The sequence below is a fragment of the Streptomyces sp. BoleA5 genome, from assembly GCF_000373665.1.
Lineage (GTDB): Bacteria > Actinomycetota > Actinomycetes > Streptomycetales > Streptomycetaceae > Actinacidiphila.
The window spans coordinates 1-17,206 of sequence record NZ_KB892101.1 but is presented as its reverse complement, the minus strand read 5'-3'; the positions used below and the strand labels follow the sequence as shown (position 1 = coordinate 17,206).

Sequence of the window (17,206 nt, the reverse complement as noted above, 5' to 3'; positions counted from 1 at the left end):
GTTCAGGCGTCCTCGCGCCGGCCGCCCGCGCCCGCCGCCGGATCCGCGGGGTGCGGTGCCATCGGCAGCAGCGAGGAGAGCCGCTGCTCGCACAGCTCGACGAGCCGCGCGTAGGCCCGCGGCCCCATCAGCTCCGTGAGTTCCGCCCGGTACGAGACGTAGACCGGTTCACCCGCGCCGTGCGCGGACCGCGCCCCCGTGCACCACCAGTGCAGGTCGTGCCCGCCGGGGCCCCAGCCGCGCCGGTCGTACTCGCCGATCGAGATCATCAGCACCCGCGTGTCGTCGGGGCGGTCCACCCAGTCGTACGTCCGCCTGATCGGCAGCTGCCAGCACACGTCCGGTTTGGTCTCCAGCGGCTCGCGGCCCTCCCTGAGCGCCAGCGTGTGCAGCGCGCAGCCGGCGCCCGCGGGGAAGCCGGGGCGGTTGAGGAAGATGCAGGCCCCCTGGTGCCGCCGGGTCTGCCGGTCGCCGTCCTCGTTGACCTCGGTCCAGCCGTCCTCCTCGCCGACCGCGTGGAACTGCCACAGCTCGGGGGTGAGCCGCTCCACGTGACCCGCGACGCGCTTCTCGTCGTCGTCGTCCGAGAAGTGGGCGCCCAGGGTGCAGCACCCGTCGCTCGCCCGGCCCGCCTCGATGCCCTCGCAGCCGCGGCCGAAGACGCAGTTCCACCGTGAGGTGAGCCACGTCAGGTCGCACCGGAAGACCTGTTCCTCGTCCGCCGGATCGGGGAACTCGACCCATGCGCGCGGGAAATCGAGCCCGACCTCGTCCGACACGTCCGGGTGATGCTGCCGCTTCGTCGCCTTTTTCACCTTCGCCACGATGTCAGGGTAAGCATGTGAAGCTTCTCGAGTGGTCACCCGCGCAGGTGCCCATACCCCGCATGTCCTCGGTCCGGGCCCGGCGCAGTAGCGTTCCGGGCATGAGACTCGGTGTCCTCGACGTGGGTTCGAATACCGTCCACCTTCTGGTCATGGACGCGCACCCGGGCGCACGCCCGCTCCCCGCCTACTCCCACAAGGCGGAGCTGCGGCTGGCGGAGCTGCTGGACGAGGACGGCTCGATCCGCGAGGACGGCGTGCGCCGGCTGGTCGCCCAGGTCGCCGAGGCCCTGGTCGTCGCCGAGGACAAGGGAGTCGAGGACGTCCTGCCCTTCGCCACCAGCGCGGTGCGCGAGGCGGCCAACGGCGAGCAGGTGCTCGCCCGGGTCGCCGCGGAGACCGGGGTCAACCTGACCGTGCTGTCCGGGGAGGACGAGGCGCGGCTCACCTTCCTCGCCGCCCGGCGCTGGTTCGGCTGGTCCTCCGGCCGGCTGCTCATGCTGGACATCGGCGGCGGCTCCCTGGAGGTCGCGTACGGCATGGACGAGGACCCGGACGCCGCGGTCTCCCTGCCGCTCGGCGCCGGCCGGCTCACCAGCGGCTGGCTCCCCGGCGACCCGCCCACCGCCGACGACGTGCGCCGGTTGCGCAAGCACGTACGGGCCGAGATCGCCCGCACCGTCGCCGAGTTCAGCCGGCTCGGTGCGCCCGACCACGTGGTGGGCACCTCCAAGACCTTCAAGCAACTGGCCCGGATCGCGGGCGCGGCGCGCTCCGCCGAGGGCCTGTACGTGCAGCGCACGCTCACCCGCAGGACGCTGGAGGAGTGGGTGCCGAGGCTGGCCGCCATGACCGAGGGCGCCCGCCGGGAGCTCCCGGGCGTGTCGGAGGGCCGGGCCCGCCAGCTGCTGGCCGGGGCACTCGTCGCGGACGCGGCGATGGACCTGTTCGGGGTCACCGAGCTGGAGGTCTGCCCGTGGGCGCTGCGTGAGGGCGTCATCCTGCGCCGTCTCGACCTGATGACGAGCGACCGGGGCTGAGGGCGGCGCACACGGCGCGCCGGCCGTGCGGCCGGTGCGCCACCCGCGTGTCGATCGCGTCACGTCGGCCGGGTGCGGTGTCCCGCTCGGCCGACCGGCCGCCGTACGCTGTTCCCCGTGGCAGCCCCTGACCCTGTGGACCCGAACGGACACACCGTGCGCGTACCGGACGCGAAGGTCGCGCTGTCCACGGCCTCGGTCTACCCGGAGTCCACCGCGACGGCCTTCGAGATCGCGGCCCGGCTGGGCTACGACGGCGTCGAGGTGATGGTGTGGACCGACCCGGTCAGCCAGGACATCGAGGCCCTGCGCCGGCTGTCGGACTACCACGCCATCCCGATCCTGGCGGTGCACGCGCCCTGCCTGCTGATCACCCAGCGGGTCTGGTCGACCGACCCGTGGGTGAAGCTGCAACGGGCCCAGGCGGCGGCGGAGAAGCTGGGCGCCTCGACCGTGGTCGTCCACCCGCCGTTCCGCTGGCAGCGCAGCTACGCGCGGGAGTTCGTGGCCGGCATCTGGCGGATGGCCGGCGAGACCGACGTCCGGTTCGCGGTCGAGAACATGTACCCGTGGCGCTACCGCGACCGGGAGATGCTCGCCTACGCGCCCGACTGGGACCCCACCACGGACGACTACCGGCACTTCACCATCGACCTGTCGCACACCGCCACGGCCCGGACCGAGACGCTGGAGATGCTCGACCGCATGGGCGACCGGCTCGGCCACGTCCACCTGGCCGACGGCAGCGGCTCCGGCAAGGACGAGCACCTGGTGCCCGGACGCGGCAAGCAGCCCTGCGCCGAGGTGCTGGAGGGCCTGGCCTCGCGGGGCTTCGACGGCCATGTGGTCATCGAGGTCAACACCCGGCGCGCGATGTCGGCCGCCGAGCGCGAGGCGGACCTCGCCGAGGCGCTGGCCTTCACCCGGCTGCACCTGGCCGCGGCCGCGCGGGTGCGCTGATGGCCCCGGAAGGCGGCGGCACCGGCAAGCGCGGCCGCGGCCGCCCCGCCGGGAGCCGCTCGGGCACCCCCGAGACCCGCGACCGGATCCTCGCCGCGGCCCGCGAGGAGTTCTCCGCACGCGGCTACGACAAGACCTCGATCCGCTCCATCGCCAAGTCCGCGGGCGTGGACTCCTCGCTGGTGCACCACTACTTCGGGGCGAAGGAGCAGATCTTCGCCGCGTCCATCGAGCTGAGCTTCGAGCCCGCCTTCGGCGTTCCCGACGTCCTCGCGGCCGGCCCCGAGGGCGTCGGCGAGCGGCTGGCCCGCTTCTTCGTCGCCATCTGGGAGAACCCGGTCTCCCGGGCCCCCATGCTGGCGATCCTCCGCTCCGCCGTGACGAACGACGCCGCCGCGAGCGTGCTGCGCGGGATCGTCCTGCGGCGGCTGCTGGAGCGGGTCGCCTCGGAGCTGAAGGTCCCCGAGCCCCGGCTCCGTGCGGAACTCGCGGGCGCCCAGATGATCGGCATCGCGATGATGCGCTACGTCATCCGGATCGAGCCGCTGGCGTCGGCGGACCTGGAGGAGGTCGTCGCCCTCGTCGCGCCGACGCTCCAGCGCTACCTGACCGATCCCGGACCCGTCACGGGCTGAGCCGGCATCACGGCGAACGGGCCGACAATAGGAGGAGCACCCCGTCGCGGCCGGGCCCGGAGTCTCATCCACACCGTGGACTCGCCGTCCGCAATACGGACACACCGCCGTGCGCCACGACCGGAGGCGTACGCTCGAAAGCTCCGGATGGAAACGTAGGGAGTGGTCCCCGTGCCCGAGCTGAGGTCCCGCACAGTCACCCACGGCCGCAACATGGCGGGCGCCCGTGCCCTCATGCGGGCCTCGGGCGTAGCGAGCGAGGACATCGGCAAGCCGATCATCGCGGTGGCCAACAGCTTCACGGAGTTCGTGCCCGGGCACACCCACCTGCAGCCCGTCGGCCGCATCGTCAGCGAGGCGATCAAGGCCGCGGGTGCCGTGCCGCGCGAGTTCAACACGATCGCCGTCGACGACGGCATCGCCATGGGCCACGGCGGCATGCTCTACTCGCTGCCCTCCCGCGACCTGATCGCCGACTCCGTCGAGTACATGGTCGAGGCGCACTGCGCCGACGCGCTGATCTGCATCTCCAACTGCGACAAGATCACCCCGGGCATGCTGATGGCCGCCCTGCGCCTCAACATCCCCACCGTCTTCGTCTCCGGCGGCCCCATGGAGGCCGGGCGCGCCACCCTCGTCGACGGCACGGTGCGCACCCTCGACCTGATCGACGCGATCGCCGACGCCGTCAACGACAAGGTCTCCGACGAGGACATCCTCCGCATCGAGGAGAACGCCTGTCCCACCTGCGGCTCGTGTTCCGGCATGTTCACCGCCAACTCGATGAACTGCCTCACCGAGGCGATGGGCCTGTCCCTGCCCGGCAACGGCTCGGTCCTGGCCACGCACACGGCCCGCAAGGCGCTGTACGAGGACGCCGGCCGTACCGTCGTCGACCTCACCCGGCGCTACTACGAGCAGGACGACGAGTCCGTGCTGCCGCGCTCCATCGCCACCTTCGACGCGTTCGAGAACGCCATGGCCCTCGACATCGCCATGGGCGGCTCCACCAACACGATCCTCCACCTGCTCGCCGCGGCCCAGGAGGCCGGCGTCCCCTTCGGCCTGACCGACATCGACGCCGTCTCGCGCCGTGTGCCGTGCCTCGCCAAGGTCGCGCCCAACGTCGCGAAGGACCGCACGTACTACATGGAGGACGTGCACCGCGCCGGCGGCATCCCCGCCCTGCTGGGCGAGCTCCACCGCGGCGGCCTGCTCAACGAGGACGTCCACGCGGTCCACTCCCCGTCGCTGGCCGACTGGCTCAAGACCTGGGACGTCCGCGGCGGCTCCCCCTCCGCCGAGGCCGAGGAACTGTGGCACGCCGCCCCCGGCTGCGTCCGCTCCGCCGAGGCCTTCTCCCAGTCCGAGCGCTGGGAGGCCCTGGACACCGACGCCGCGGAGGGCTGCATCCGCTCCGTCGACCACGCCTACTCCAAGGACGGCGGCCTGGCCGTGCTGCACGGCAACCTCGCCGTCGACGGTTGCGTGGTGAAGACCGCGGGCGTGGACGAGTCCATCTGGACCTTCGAGGGCCCGGCCGTGGTCTGCGAGTCCCAGGAGGAGGCCGTCGACAAGATCCTCCGCAAGGAGATCACGGAGGGCGACGTGGTCGTCATCCGCTACGAGGGCCCCAAGGGCGGCCCCGGCATGCAGGAGATGCTCTACCCCACCTCGTTCCTCAAGGGCCGCGGCCTCGGCAAGAGCTGCGCCCTGATCACCGACGGCCGCTTCTCCGGAGGCACCTCCGGCCTCTCCATCGGCCACGCCTCGCCCGAGGCGGCGTCCGGCGGCACGATCGCCCTCGTCGAGGACGGCGACCGCATCCGCATCGACATCCCCGGCCGCAGCATCGAACTCCTCGTCCCCGAGGAGGATCTGGCCGCCCGCCGCACCGCCCTCGGCGGCACGTACGCCCCCAAGGCCCGCGACCGCAAGGTCTCCCTGGCCCTCAAGGCCTACGCCGCGATGGCCACCAGCGCCGACAAGGGCGCCGTCCGCGACGTCTCCAAGCTCGAGCGCTGACCCCGGGACAGCCGGGCCCCTCGTCGTTCCCCGGGACCCCTTCCGCCGATCCCCGTGATCACCAGCGGGAGGGGTCCTCGGCGTCCACGGCGAACACGCTGCCGTCGGGCGCGGTCGCGAACACCTTCCCGTCGGCGACGAGGGGGGAGGGCGGGGACTCGGTGTTGCCGGGCCCGTCGCCCAGGCGGGGTTTCGTCTGCCCGAGGAACACGCCCCGCTCGGTGTCGACGGCAAGCAGCCGTCCGTCGCTGGAGGAGAGGTACAGACGGTCTCCCACGACGACGGGCCGGGAGCCGTCGCTGACCGAGGTCTCCAGTCGCCAGGACCGGGCCCGCGCCTCGGACCCGCCCGAACCACGTGTGTCGACGGCCAGCAGCGTGCCGCCGTACCCCAGCACGTACACCACGTCATCGCGGACCACCGCCTGTGCGGCGTCCAGCGGTTTGGCGAGGGGGAACCGCCTGGTCGTGCCGTCGCGCAGGTCCAGCCGGAGAACGGCGTCGGTACGGGAGTACGCGTCGGAGGAGGCGAGGTAGACACCGGAAGCGGAAGCCCCGACGACGTCGAGGTCCCCGTCGAGGCGGTGCTGCCCCGACAGCTTTCCGTCGGCCGGGTCCAGCGAGCTCACCAAGGTGTGCTTGCCGTCGCCCGACACCTCGGTGGCATAAGCGGTTGCGGAGCCCTGGAGCGTCGTGAAGACCGGCAGCGAATGACCATGCAGCTTCTTGTGCCACCGCTCTGTGCCGGTCCGGCCGTCGACGGCGGTCACCGAACCGTCGCGCCCCACGAGCAGCACCGAATCGGCGGCATCGTAGAAGGCACCGTAGGCGGCGGAGATGTCGAGTGCCCAGATCGACTTGCCGTCGGCCGGGTCCAGGCCTTCGAGACGCTTCCCACCGCGGGTGACCACGCGCAGGACCCCGTGGTCGAGAACGGGAGGGTGGGACGACTTCCGTACGTCGTCCACGCCGGGATCGCCGTGGACGGACCACTGCAGGAGTCCGTTGCGCGGGTCGACCTTCGCCGCGTTCACGCCCCGCTGGGAGCAGAACAGGAAGTGCGTCGCATACGTGCAGCCTGCCAGCGCGTTCTCCGTCGTACCGCCGAGCAGGGAAGTGGACCAGGGCTGAAATCCCACGGAGGAAGCGGTGCTTGCCGTGTGACGGGCATCGCCGAAGGGGCCGCCGTAAACCTGGATCGCGGTGACGCCTCCGGCGATCAGCAGCGCCGACGTCGCCGCCACCGCGGCGATCCGGCTCATGCCGCGCCCTCCGCTGCCCGAGTTCCTACGGGACGGGGATTCCCCGGCGCTCCGTGATTCCTCGGAGGCGGCCCGGCGCTGCGCGGGGATGAGACCTTCGGTGTCGAGCCTTTCCACGTCGAAGGCGCTGAAGGTCTGTGTGTCGTAGGAGGCCGAGATCGTCCTGAGCTCGGTCATCAGCGCGTCCGGTGTGGGCCGGTCATCGGGGTCCTTGGCGAGGCAACGCCGGATGAGCGGGAGCAGATCCGCGGGTATGCCCGTCAATTCGGGCTCGTCGTGGACCACCTGGTACGCCACGATGTACGGGCTGTCGGAGTCGAAGGGGCTGCGCCCGGTGGCGGCGTGCACCAGGACGCTCGCCATCGCGAAGACATCGGCTGCCGGGCCCACCGACCGGGGCCGCCTGAACTGTTCGGGAGCCATGAACGGAGGGGTCCCGATGAGCTTGCCCGTCTCGGTGCGCAGTTCGCTGTCCGAGGGGCGGGAGATGCCGAAGTCGATCACTTTCGGACCGTCGGCGGCCAGCAGCACGTTGCTCGGCTTGAGATCCCGGTGGACGACGCCCGCTCGGTGAATATCGCGCAAGGCCTCGGCGAGGCCCGCCATCAGATAGCGCACCTGGGCCGGTGCCACCGGACCGTTCCGCCTCACGAAAGCCGCCAGTGTCGGCCCGGGTATGTACAGCGTGGCCATCCACGGCCGCTCGGCCTCGGGATCGGCGTCGACGACGGGCGCGGTGAAGGCCCCGCTCACGAGGCGGGCGGCGGTGACCTCCTGCCGGAAACGCGCCCTGAACTCGGCGTCCTTCGCGAACTCCTCATGCACGACCTTCACGGCCAGGCGCATGCCCGAGGTGGAGCGCGACAGGTGGACCACGCCCATGCCGCCGGAGCCGAGCCGGCCCTCGAGCCGGTACTGCCCCGCGTATTCCGGATGTTCCGCTTCCGGGTCGGTCCCGGTTCTCCGCACTGGCGGCATGGCCCACCCCCGTGTGTTCGTCCACAGCCGCAACTCGGTGAGCCTAGTGGATCCTCGTAACGACGACGGCTCGAATTGCTAGCCTGCACTTGACAGAGCGTGAATCTTCACGGGGGAGAACCAGTGGCCGAGAAGAACCTTGACGAACCGGCGGCCGAGCAGGACGAGAAGGCCGTGGCCGCCGCCGACGTTTCCTTGGTGTACTACTCCGTTGCGCCCGGTACGCGGCTCAACGTCCGTAGCGGTCCGGGCACCAGCTACCAGATCGTCAAAATCCTGCCGTACGACCAGAAGGTGCCGATCTTCTGCCAGACGCCGGGTACGAGCGTGAGCGGCTACTACGGGACCTCGAACATCTGGGACCGGATCGGTCCCAACCAGTACGTCTCTGACGCGTACGTGCACACCGGCAGCGACGGGTACGTCGCCGGACGCTGCGTCTGACACGGGATCGCGGGCCGGGAACGGTCACGCCTCCTCGCATCTCATGCACCATGCACCGCCTGGCTCCGTGGCTTGCCAGGGGCCCTCGGCGTGTGCGTCCACAAGTGGTCCGTCCATCGGAGGAATGCGTTGAGCGAGAACAAGGACAAGAGCAGGCGCGCGGTACTCGCCTCCGGCGTGGCCGTGCTGACCGGGGCGGCGCTCCCGGTGCTCGGCGGCGCTGGCGATGCCGCGGCGGCCCCGGCTTCGGCGTCGAGCGATCTCATCTACTACTCGGTCGCGCCGGACGTGCGTCTCAATGTCCGCTCCGGGCCCGGCAGCAACTATCACATCGTCAAGGTCCTCCCCTATGACGCCAAGGTGCCCCTCTTCTGCCAGACCCCCGGTACGACGGAGAGCGGCTACTACGGCACCTCGAACATCTGGGACTGCATCGGCACCAACCAGTACGTCTCCGACACCTATGTGCACACCGGCCGCGACGGGTACGTCACGTCGCGCTGCAGCTGACGCGGCGGCATCTCGCCGCGACGTCCTGGATCGGTACCGCGGGAGGAACGCGTTGAGCAAGAGCAGGCGCGCGGCGCTCGTCACCGGTGCGGCCGCGATGGCCGGGGCGGTCCTCCTCGTTCTGGCAGGCGCCGCCGAAGCCGTGGCGGCACCCGGCCTCGTGTACTACCCGGCAGCCCCCGGGGTGCGCGTCGACGTGCGCAGCGGTCCGGGCACCAGTTTCCAGCTCCTGAGGACCCTGCCGTACGACCAGAAGATGCCGATCCTCTGCCAGACGCCGGGTGAGACGGTGAGCGGCTACTACGGCACGTCGAACATCTGGGACCGGATCGGACCGGACCAGTACGTGGCCGACGTCAACATCCTGACCGGCAGCGACGGTTACGTCGCCCCGCGCTGCACCTGACCGAGCCCGCACGGTGGGTCGTGCCCGTGTCCCACGGGAAGAACAACCCCCATGACCACACAGCCGGCCCACCGCGTGCTCGCCCGGTCCTTCGACACCGTTGCCGCGCAGTACGCCGCGGCCCGCCCCGGTTACCCCGGAGAGCTGTTCGACGCCGTCGAGGAGATCGGCGGCCGGTCCTTCGCCGGGGCCGCGGTCCTGGACGTGGGGGCCGGGACGGGGATCGCCACGGCGCTGATGCGGGCGCGCGGGGCGCACGTGACGGCCGTGGAACCCGGGGCGGGGATGGCGGCGCAACTGCGGGCGGGTCAGCCCGAAGTGCCGCTGGTGCGCGCGGACGGGGACGCGCTGCCGTTCGCGTCCGGGGTGGCGGACTTCGTGACGTACGCCCAGGCCTGGCACTGGACGGACCCGGCGAAGTCCTCCCCCGAGGCGGCGCGGGTGCTGCGCCGGGGCGGCGCGCTCGCGCTGTGGTGGAACGTGCCGGACACCTCGGTCGCCTGGGTGCGGGAGCAGGAGGAGCGGCTGGCCCGGGCGGTGCCCCGCTACCACGAGAACGGCCTGACGGGCATGGCGCAGGACATCCTCCGCTCGCTCGGCTCCCGTCTGGGGATGCGCACCGAGACCCGCGTCCTGCGCTGGTCGCGCACCGTCCCGCTGGACACGCACCTCACGATGCTGGGCAGCCGTTCCTACTTCGCCGTGCTCGCCCCTGGCACCGCCCGCCGCATCCTCGCCGACGAGCGGCGCGCGCTGCTCGCGCTCTTCCCGGACGGGGAGGTGGCCGAGCCTTACAAGGTCGACCTGACGGTGGCGGTGAAGAGGACCGGCGGACGCTAGGCCGTGTCGTCACATGCCCTCCCCCAACCTTCGGCCGGGGGTGCCCCCACTCAGCGACGCCTGGCACGGCGCTCCCCCAGCTCCGCTGGGAGGTGCCCCCACGCTGCGTTGTCGCATCGTCCGAGTAGCCCACTACGAGGACGATCCTCCGCCTTGCGATGCACCGCACCTGGGGCCCCCTCCCAGCGTCAGCTGGGGGAGCCGCTGAGCCCGCCCTTCGGGCGGTGGGGGCCCCTCCCAGCGGTAGCTGGGGGAGCTCATTTGACGACAAGGCCTAGCCGGCCCGCCGCCTCCCCGCCACGGAGCCGACGACGCCGACCACGCCCGCGACGAGGACCCCTCGCCACAGGCCGTCCCAGAGGCTGCCGAAGAAGCCCTCCGAGGTCAGGATCTGGCGCACCACGACGTCGGTGACGAGCAGCATCCCGGCCGGTACCAGCGCGACGCGCCAGGGGTGGGCGGCCGCCCAGCGGCGTATACGGCGGTCGGCGCGCGGGCCGCGGCCGGTCACCGCGCCGGCGCCGCCGACGAGGAAGAAGAGCATCAGCGCGACGGACACGGCGCCCGCGACGACGCCGAGCCCGAAGTCTCCGCCCAGGGCGGAGGCGGCGAGGGACACCCCGCCGCCGATCGCGCCGACGGCCGCCGCCGGACGCCACGGCCCGAGGGTGGCCGAGGCCACCGCGAGCTGCCGCTTCTCGGCTCCGGTCCCGTCCCGGGATGCATCGGTAGAACGCCTCATATGGCCACGGTCACTCCGCTTCGTCCCCGAAGCCATAGGGGATGACCCTGAGACGGCCCGGAACCGTGCGTCAGGGGCGGCGCCCCCTCCCGCCCGGTCCCGGGCCGCCGCGTCACACCGGTGCGCCCTGTACCCGGACCGGCGTCACCCCCTCCTCGTTGTGCCGCTCGGCCCAGCCGAGCAGGGCCATGCCGCAGGCGTGGTCGAGGTGCCGCAGCCGGCGCAGGTCCAGCTCCATCGGGCGGTCGCGGGGCAGTGCCTCCAGCTGTTCCAGCAGCTTGGGCAGCCGCAGGAAGGTGGCGTTGCCCAGAACGCGGACGACGATCGGGCCCTCACCCTTGTCGTGGATCTCGACATGGGTCTGCGAGGTCTCCCAGGCCGCCTTGACCACGGCCGTGAGCAGCCCGATGAGCACGCCCTCGAACATGTTGGTGACCACGATGCCCGTCGCGGTCACGATCAGGACGACGGCCTCACCCCGGTGCTCGCGCCACAGCGGCACGATCTCCTTCACCGGTACGAGCTTCCAGCCGGCGTGCACCAGCACGCCCGCCAGCGCGGCGACCGGGATCACCCCGAGCGCGGCGGGAAGCAGCGCGGCGAACAGCAGCAGCCACACGCCGTGCAGCACACGTGCCGCCTTCGTACGGGCACCCGCCTGCACGTTGGCGGCGCTGCGTACGATGACCGCGGTCATCGGCAGGGCCCCGAGCGCCCCGCAGACGGCGTTGCCCGTGCCCTGTGCGATGAGTTCCATGTCGTAGTCGGTGCGCCGCCCGTCGTGCAGCCGGTCCACCGCGGCGGCGCTGAACAGGCTCTCGGCGGATGCGATCAGGGTGAAGGCCAGCACGGTCCCGATCATGGACAGGCTCGCCAGCCCCGCGAACTGCTCGGCGCCGGGCGGCTGGACGACGTCGAGCAGCCCCGCCACCTCGACGCGCTCGACCGGCAGGTCGAACAGCACGACCGCGCCCGTGGCGAGCGCGACCGCCGCCAGCTGCCCCGGCAGCAGCCGCGCCGCGCGCGGGATGCGGGGCCACAGGACGAGCACCGCGATGGTGCCCGCGCCGACGGCGAGCGCGGTGAGCGCCGTGGGGGAGACGACGGTGCCCGCGACCAGTCCGGGTAATCCGGCGATCTTCGCCGGGCCGCCGGCCGGTGCCGCGGTGTCGGTCAGGGCGTAGACCTGTCCGGCGATCAGCACCAGGCCGATGCCGGCCAGCATGCCCTGGACGACGGCGACGGAGATGGCCCGGAACCAGCGGCCGAGCCGGAGCACCCCCATGGCGAGCTGCAGCGCGCCGGCGCAGAGCACGAGCACGCCCAGCGAGGGTAGTCCGAACTCCTCGACCGCCTCGTAGACCAGGACGGTCAGCCCGGCGGCCGGGCCGGACACCTGGAGGCTGCTGCCGGGGAGTATGCCGGTCACGATGCCGCCGACGATGCCGGTGACCAGACCGAGTTCGGCCGGCACCCCGGAGGCGACGGCCACGCCCACGCACAGCGGCAGGGCGACGAGGAAGACGACGAGGGAGGCGGTGACGTCGGCGCGCAGCGACTGCGGACGGGGCAGTCGCGACGCGGCGCTGATGAGGCGGCTCACCGGGCGGGGGCGGGGGTGAGGGAGCCGCGGACGGGCCGCGGGGGCCGGACGGCTGGTGGGGGGAGGGGGGAACAGGAGGTGGGGGATGGGGGGATGAAGGTCTTCACGCGGGTGTCCTCCATTGCGCCCCGGCGCCGGCGTGGGCGGGGGCGAACGTGGTCGTGCGGTGTGGGGGGTCGGTCTCCCGGTTCGCGGGCGCCGCGTACGAGTGCAGGTGCGTGCACGTGGACGCGCGGGCGCCGGCGAGGACCCGGGCCGGGGTAGGGCCCGGGCCGCGGACGACGACCGCGGTCAGGAGGGGGGAGCAGGCGGCGCGCCGTGCCTCAGCAGCGGAACGCGCCGTGGGCGACCGGTAGTTCTCCTGATCTGGAGAGGGGTACGGCCTGCCGGGCGGTCCGCGGCGCCGTCACGGCGGCGGACACCTGGGCGTCGTCCACCGGAACCATCTCGTCGGTTCCGGTGGCGCCCCGCGGAGCGGATGCCGGGGCCGGGACGCTCACCGTCGCGGGCAGCACCAGGCGTATGCCGTTGCTCCCGTGCCTCCGTGCGAGGCAGTTGCGGGTCTCGGGCTCCGCGCGAGCCACCGTCGTGCCCGTGCCGCGGCCGGAGGAGGCGGGAACGGGCTCGGCGGCGGCGCAGCCTATCGCCGCGAACAAGGAGAGCAGCAGTGCCGCCATGACGGCGACAGCACGCGCAACTCCCTTGGCCGATACCACAGGTGCCCCCGTTCGGATGCGTAGCCGCCCTTCATTTTGCGCAGACAGCCACTCCATTTTGCAAGCTCTTTAGGTAAACGGAGCGTAAATGATCCGTCACCCAAACGGATGCATCTGGCGCTTCTTGACGTCCCGACAGGTCCCGGAGCACTATTCACCGCATGATGAATAAAGCCGAGGAGCCCCGGGAACCGGGCCCCGGATCCGCCGTGCACGCCTCCGGGCTCACCGTCGTCCGCGGTGGCCGCACCGTCCTGGACGCCCTGGAGTTCACCGTCCCCCGAGGCGAGATCACCGGCCTGCTGGGCCCCAGCGGCTGCGGCAAGTCGACCCTCATGCGCGCCGTCGTCGGCACCCAGGCGGCCGTCACCGGCACCCTCGACGTCCTCGGCCTGCCCGCCGGCCACCGCGACCTGCGCCCCCGCGTCGGCTACGTGACCCAGGCCGCCTCCGTCTACCTCGACCTGACCGTCCGCCAGAACCTCGCGTACTTCGCCGCCGTCCTCGGCGGCGACGCCCCCGGACACGTCGAACGCGCCATCGCCGACGTCGACCTGACCTCCCACGCCACCGCCCTCGCCGGCAACCTCTCCGGCGGACAGCTGGGCCGCGTCTCCCTCGCCGTGGCGCTGCTCGGCACCCCCGAACTGCTCGTGCTCGACGAACCCACCGTCGGCCTCGACCCCGTCCTGCGCCGCGACCTGTGGGAGCTCTTCCACCGCCTCGCCGCCGAACGGGGCGCGACCCTCCTCGTCTCCAGCCACGTCATGGACGAGGCCGAGCGCTGCCACCGGCTCCTCCTGATGCGCGAGGGGCGCATCCTCGCCCAGGGCGCCCCCGACGCGCTCCGCGCGCGCACCGGCGCCCCCACCGTCGAGGACGCCTTCCTCCGCATCGTCGACGAGGCCGCCGGAAAGCTCCCCCACCAGGCCGAGGAGAACGTCCGATGAGCACGCGCCGCACCCTCGCCACCGCCCGCCGCGTACTGCTGCAACTGCGTCACGACCCGCGCACCATCGCCCTGATGGTCGTCGTGCCCTGCGTCCTGCTGACCCTGCTGTCCTGGGTGTACGACGCCGGCCCGCGCACCTTCGACACCGTCGGCGCCTCGCTGCTGGGCATCTTCCCGCTCATCACGATGTTCCTGGTCACCTCCATCGCGACGCTGCGCGAACGCACCTCCGGCACCCTGGAGCGCCTGCTGTCCATGCCGCTCGGCAAGGGCGACCTGCTCGCCGGGTACGCCCTCGCCTTCGGCGCCGTAGCCGTCGTCCAGGCAGCCCTCGCCACCGGGCTCGCCGTCCTCGCGCTCGGCCTCGACGTCACCGGCTCCGCCTGGCTGCTGCTCGTGGTCGCCCTCGCCGACGCCTGCCTCGGCACCGCCCTCGGACTCTTCGTCAGCGCCTTCGCCACCAGCGAGTTCCAGGCCGTGCAGTTCATGCCCGCCGTGCTGCTCCCGCAGATCCTGCTCTGCGGACTGCTCATGCCGCGCGACCGGATGCAGCCCGTGCTGGAGGCCATCTCCAACGTGCTGCCGATGTCGTACGCCGTCGACGGCATGCAGCAGGTGCTCACCCACACCGGCGTCACCGGTGACTTCGTCCGCGACCTCGCCGTCGTCGCCGGCAGCGCCGCCCTCGCCCTCGCCCTCGGCGCGGCCACGCTCCGCCGCCGTACGGCCTGATCCCCGCGGGTGACCGCACCGTGGACGGCACGGCCTCCGGGCCGTCCACGGTGCGAGGATGGCCCCATGACGCAGAAAGTCGCGGTGCTCGGCACCGGCAAGATCGGTGAGGCCCTGCTGTCGGGCATGCTCCGTGCCGGCTGGAAGCCGGAGAACCTGCTGGTGACCGCGCGCCGCCCGGCCCGCGCCCAGGAGCTGCACTCCCGCCACGGCGTCGAGTCGGTCTCCAACGAGGAGGCGGCCAAGACCGCCGACACCCTCATCCTCGCCGTCAAGCCCCAGGACATGTCCGCCCTCCTGGAGGAGCTCGCCCCGCACGTCGCCGCCGACCGGCTGATCATCAGCGCCGCGGCCGGCGTCCCGACCTCGTTCTTCGAGGAGCGCCTCGCGGACGGCATCGCGGTCGTCCGCGTCATGCCCAACACCCCGGTCCTGGTCGACGAGGGCATGTCCGTCATCTCCGCCGGCAGCCACGCCGCCGAGGAGCACCTGCTGCGCACCGAGGAGATCTTCCAGCCGGTCGGCAAGACCCTGCGCATCCCCGAGTACCAGCAGGACGCCGCCACCGCCCTGTCCGGCTCCGGACCCGCGTACTTCTACTACCTGGTCGAGGCCATGACCGACGCCGGCATCCTCCTCGGCCTGCCGCGCGCCCAGGCCCACGACCTGATCGTGCAGTCCGCGATCGGCGCCGCCGTGATGCTGCGCGACAGCGGCGAGCACCCCGTCAAGCTCCGCGAGGCCGTCACCTCACCCGCCGGCACCACCATCAACGCCATCCGGGAACTGGAGAAGCACGGCGTGCGCCACGCCCTGATCGCCGCCCTGGAGGCCGCCCGCGACCGCAGCCGCGAGCTGGCCTCCGGCAACGGCTGACCGACCGCCGGCCGGGGCGGCGGGTCCCCGCCGCCGCCGGCACGTCCTCAGCCCGGCGGCAGCAGCCCGATCGCCCGGTAGGCCGCGTCGACCGTCGGGCGGGCCAGGGCCCGCGCCCGCTCGGCACCCTCCCTGAGCACCCCGTCCACGTACCCGGGATCGGCCACCAGCTCCGCATGCCGTTCCCGCAACGGCCGCAGCTCCTCCACCACCGCCTCGGCGGCGTCCTTCTTCAAGGCGCCGTACGAGTCGCAACGCGCCGCGAGGTCCTGCGGCGCCCGCCCGGTGCACGCGGCCAGGATCTCCAGCAGGTTCGCCACCCCGGGCCGCTCCTGCGGGTCGTACTCCACGTCCCGCCCGCTGTCCGTCACCGCCCGCAGCACCTTCCTGCGGACGACCTCCGGTTCGTCGAGCAGGTAGACGATCCCCGGACCGGTGTCCTCGGACTTCCCCATCTTCGACCCCGGGTCCTGCAGGTTCATCACCCGCGCCGCCACCTGCGGCAGCACCGCCCGGGGGACGGTGAACACGGGCCCGTACCGGTGGTTGAACCGCGCCGCCAGATCCCTGGTCAGCTCGACGTGCTGCGCCTGGTCGTCCCCGACGGGCACCTCGTCCGCCCCGTACGCCAGGATGTCCGCCGCCATCAGCACGGGGTACGTCAGCAGGGACAGCCGCACACTGCCGCCGCGCCGCTGCTCCCTGGCCGCCTTCTCCTTGTACTGCACCATCCGCCGCATCTCCCCGTCCATGGCGGTGCACTCGAGGAGGTACGCCAGCCGGGTGTGCTCGTCCACATGGCTCTGCACGAAGAGCGTGCAGACCCGCGGGTCGAGGCCGGCCGCCAGCAGGAGCGTCGCCGCCTGCCGGCTCAGCCGCCGTACGCGGGCCGGATCGTGCTCGACGGTGAGCGCGTGCAGGTCCACGACGCAGAAGAGCGACTCGGCCCGGTGCTGGTCCACAGCCGCCCACTGCCGCACGGCGCCCAGGTAGTTGCCCAGGGTCAGGTGCCCCGTCGGCTTGATCCCGCTGAAGACCCTCGTCATCGGTGTTCCTTCCGGCTGTGGGGCCGCCGCGGTCGGCGGGCCGGGAGCAGAAACACCTACGGCCGCCGAAGCGGCGGCCGTTGGGTGCATGCGCTGGGTGGTCGGCCGCCGTCAGGCGGCCCACCACAGGTACGAGTGCGCATGCTCGGTCATGGCTCGAAGGTAACGCGCAAACCTGTTGACGGCCACAGGTTTGAAGCACCGTGGGGCGTGGTGTAGTGTTCTCTAGCTGCCTCGGACGGGGTCACCTTTCCAACGGCGGCCACTCAAGCCGCCCGGCGGCAAACCACTACTGCACGATCTCCCCTCGGGGACGATTTCGGCATGCCGAAATTCGAACCGAATGGCTCGATTATGAACCGCCGGGGAAATCCGCTAACGTAGTGGACACGCCGGAAGGCGCGAAACAAAAACCCCGCTCCAACAGGGGGCCGGAAACGAAGAGCGGAAACGCGAAACGGATCTGGTAAGGTTGGAGACAACGAAGGGAAAGCCCGGAGGGGCCGGTGAAACGGTCTCGAAGGAAGCTTCCGTTCCTTGAGAACTCAACAGCGTGCCAAAAGTCAACGCCAGATATGTTGATACCCCGTCCATCTCGGACGAGGTTCCTTTGTAG

17 protein-coding genes are annotated in these 17,206 nt (G+C 72.0%); 11 read left to right on the top strand and 6 right to left on the bottom strand.

Features of this window, described 5'->3' with window-relative positions; translation table 11 throughout:
* Positions 1–2: 2 nt before the first annotated feature.
* A complete protein-coding gene (locus B085_RS0115835; protein ID WP_234018582.1) occupies positions 3–824 on the bottom strand; it encodes a hypothetical protein in 822 nt (273 codons plus the stop codon).
* A 101-nt stretch (positions 825–925) separates the two neighbouring features.
* Here B085_RS0115835 and B085_RS0115830 point away from each other — a divergent pair, with 101 nt between their 5' ends.
* From B085_RS0115830 to ilvD, 4 genes are all read left to right on the top strand, one after another.
* Positions 926–1,864, top strand: coding sequence for a Ppx/GppA phosphatase family protein (locus B085_RS0115830; RefSeq protein WP_078619907.1), 939 nt, complete (start codon positions 926–928; stop codon positions 1,862–1,864).
* A gap of 156 nt (positions 1,865–2,020) precedes the next feature.
* Entirely contained in the window at positions 2,021–2,824 is an 804-nt protein-coding gene (locus tag B085_RS0115825) for a sugar phosphate isomerase/epimerase family protein (protein WP_018559538.1), read from the top strand.
* Positions 2,824–3,459, top strand: a complete 636-nt coding sequence (locus tag B085_RS0115820; protein WP_018559537.1) for a TetR family transcriptional regulator — start codon at positions 2,824–2,826, stop codon at positions 3,457–3,459. Before B085_RS0115825 ends, B085_RS0115820 begins: the two co-directional genes overlap by 1 nt.
* A 171-nt stretch (positions 3,460–3,630) precedes the next feature.
* Positions 3,631–5,484: a dihydroxy-acid dehydratase gene (gene ilvD, locus B085_RS0115815; RefSeq protein WP_026251079.1), complete on the top strand. Its 1,854-nt coding sequence runs from the start codon at positions 3,631–3,633 to the stop codon at positions 5,482–5,484.
* 58 nt (positions 5,485–5,542) lie between these two features.
* Here ilvD and B085_RS0115810 read toward each other — a convergent pair whose 3' ends face one another.
* On the bottom strand, positions 5,543–7,723 hold the full coding sequence (locus tag B085_RS0115810; protein WP_026251078.1) for a serine/threonine-protein kinase: 2,181 nt from the start codon (positions 7,721–7,723) through the stop codon (positions 5,543–5,545).
* A gap of 123 nt (positions 7,724–7,846) precedes the next feature.
* Between B085_RS0115810 and B085_RS0115805 the strand changes: the two genes are divergently transcribed.
* From B085_RS0115805 to B085_RS0115790, 4 genes are all read left to right on the top strand, one after another.
* Positions 7,847–8,167 carry an SH3 domain-containing protein gene (locus tag B085_RS0115805; protein WP_018559534.1) on the top strand — a complete coding sequence of 107 codons (321 nt, stop codon included), beginning with the start codon at positions 7,847–7,849 and terminating at the stop codon, positions 8,165–8,167.
* Positions 8,168–8,296: 129 nt separating this feature from the next.
* Positions 8,297–8,677, top strand: a complete 381-nt coding sequence (locus B085_RS0115800) for a hypothetical protein (protein ID WP_018559533.1) — start codon at positions 8,297–8,299, stop codon at positions 8,675–8,677.
* Positions 8,678–8,729: 52 nt separating this feature from the next.
* On the top strand, positions 8,730–9,083 hold the full coding sequence (locus B085_RS0115795) for an SH3 domain-containing protein (protein WP_018559532.1): 354 nt from the start codon (positions 8,730–8,732) through the stop codon (positions 9,081–9,083).
* Between the two features lie 51 nt (positions 9,084–9,134).
* The gene (locus tag B085_RS0115790; protein WP_018559531.1) at positions 9,135–9,923 is read left to right on the top strand and encodes a class I SAM-dependent methyltransferase; all 789 of its coding nucleotides are present in this window, start codon (positions 9,135–9,137) and stop codon (positions 9,921–9,923) included.
* 274 nt (positions 9,924–10,197) lie between these two features.
* Here the strand turns inward: B085_RS0115790 and B085_RS49315 are convergent, their stop codons facing one another.
* The 3 genes from B085_RS49315 to B085_RS0115775 all read right to left on the bottom strand — a co-directional run bounded on the left by B085_RS49315 (position 10,198) and on the right by B085_RS0115775 (position 12,945).
* Complete coding sequence (locus B085_RS49315; protein ID WP_063741030.1) at positions 10,198–10,665, bottom strand: hypothetical protein; 468 nt, start codon at positions 10,663–10,665, stop codon at positions 10,198–10,200.
* 112 nt (positions 10,666–10,777) lie between these two features.
* A complete protein-coding gene (locus B085_RS42585; RefSeq protein WP_018559529.1) occupies positions 10,778–12,268 on the bottom strand; it encodes a SulP family inorganic anion transporter in 1,491 nt (496 codons plus the stop codon).
* Positions 12,269–12,591: 323 nt separating this feature from the next.
* Positions 12,592–12,945, bottom strand: a complete 354-nt coding sequence (locus tag B085_RS0115775) for a hypothetical protein (RefSeq protein ID WP_018559528.1) — start codon at positions 12,943–12,945, stop codon at positions 12,592–12,594.
* Between the two features lie 200 nt (positions 12,946–13,145).
* Here B085_RS0115775 and B085_RS0115770 point away from each other — a divergent pair, with 200 nt between their 5' ends.
* From B085_RS0115770 to proC, 3 genes are all read left to right on the top strand, one after another.
* Complete coding sequence (locus B085_RS0115770; protein ID WP_026251077.1) at positions 13,146–13,934, top strand: ABC transporter ATP-binding protein; 789 nt, start codon at positions 13,146–13,148, stop codon at positions 13,932–13,934.
* Positions 13,931–14,668, top strand: a complete 738-nt coding sequence (locus B085_RS0115765; RefSeq protein ID WP_018559526.1) for an ABC transporter permease — start codon at positions 13,931–13,933, stop codon at positions 14,666–14,668. The genes B085_RS0115770 and B085_RS0115765 overlap by 4 nt, the downstream gene beginning before the upstream one ends.
* Positions 14,669–14,734: 66 nt before the next feature.
* Positions 14,735–15,544 (top strand): pyrroline-5-carboxylate reductase, encoded by an 810-nt coding sequence (gene proC, locus B085_RS0115760; protein WP_018559525.1) that lies wholly within the window; start codon positions 14,735–14,737, stop codon positions 15,542–15,544.
* Between the two features lie 47 nt (positions 15,545–15,591).
* Here the strand turns inward: proC and trpS are convergent, their stop codons facing one another.
* Positions 15,592–16,590 carry a tryptophan--tRNA ligase gene (gene trpS, locus B085_RS0115755; protein WP_018559524.1) on the bottom strand — a complete coding sequence of 333 codons (999 nt, stop codon included), beginning with the start codon at positions 16,588–16,590 and terminating at the stop codon, positions 15,592–15,594.
* Positions 16,591–17,206 lie beyond the last annotated feature (616 nt).

Bases quoted from the DNA above. Each gene is read 5' to 3' on its own strand.
- B085_RS0115830 (WP_078619907.1), top strand. From the start codon at position 926: ATGAGACTCGGTGTCCTCGACGTGGGTTCGAATACCGTCCACCTTCTG.
- B085_RS0115820 (WP_018559537.1), top strand. From the start codon at position 2,824: ATGGCCCCGGAAGGCGGCGGCACCGGCAAGCGCGGCCGCGGCCGCCCC.
- B085_RS0115810 (WP_026251078.1), bottom strand. From the start codon at position 7,723: ATGCCGCCAGTGCGGAGAACCGGGACCGACCCGGAAGCGGAACATCCG.
- B085_RS0115790 (WP_018559531.1), top strand. From the start codon at position 9,135: ATGACCACACAGCCGGCCCACCGCGTGCTCGCCCGGTCCTTCGACACC.
- B085_RS49315 (WP_063741030.1), bottom strand. From the start codon at position 10,665: ATGAGGCGTTCTACCGATGCATCCCGGGACGGGACCGGAGCCGAGAAG.
- B085_RS0115775 (WP_018559528.1), bottom strand. From the start codon at position 12,945: ATGGCGGCACTGCTGCTCTCCTTGTTCGCGGCGATAGGCTGCGCCGCC.
- B085_RS0115770 (WP_026251077.1), top strand. From the start codon at position 13,146: ATGATGAATAAAGCCGAGGAGCCCCGGGAACCGGGCCCCGGATCCGCC.
- B085_RS0115765 (WP_018559526.1), top strand. From the start codon at position 13,931: ATGAGCACGCGCCGCACCCTCGCCACCGCCCGCCGCGTACTGCTGCAA.
- proC (WP_018559525.1), top strand. From the start codon at position 14,735: ATGACGCAGAAAGTCGCGGTGCTCGGCACCGGCAAGATCGGTGAGGCC.
- trpS (WP_018559524.1), bottom strand. From the start codon at position 16,590: ATGACGAGGGTCTTCAGCGGGATCAAGCCGACGGGGCACCTGACCCTG.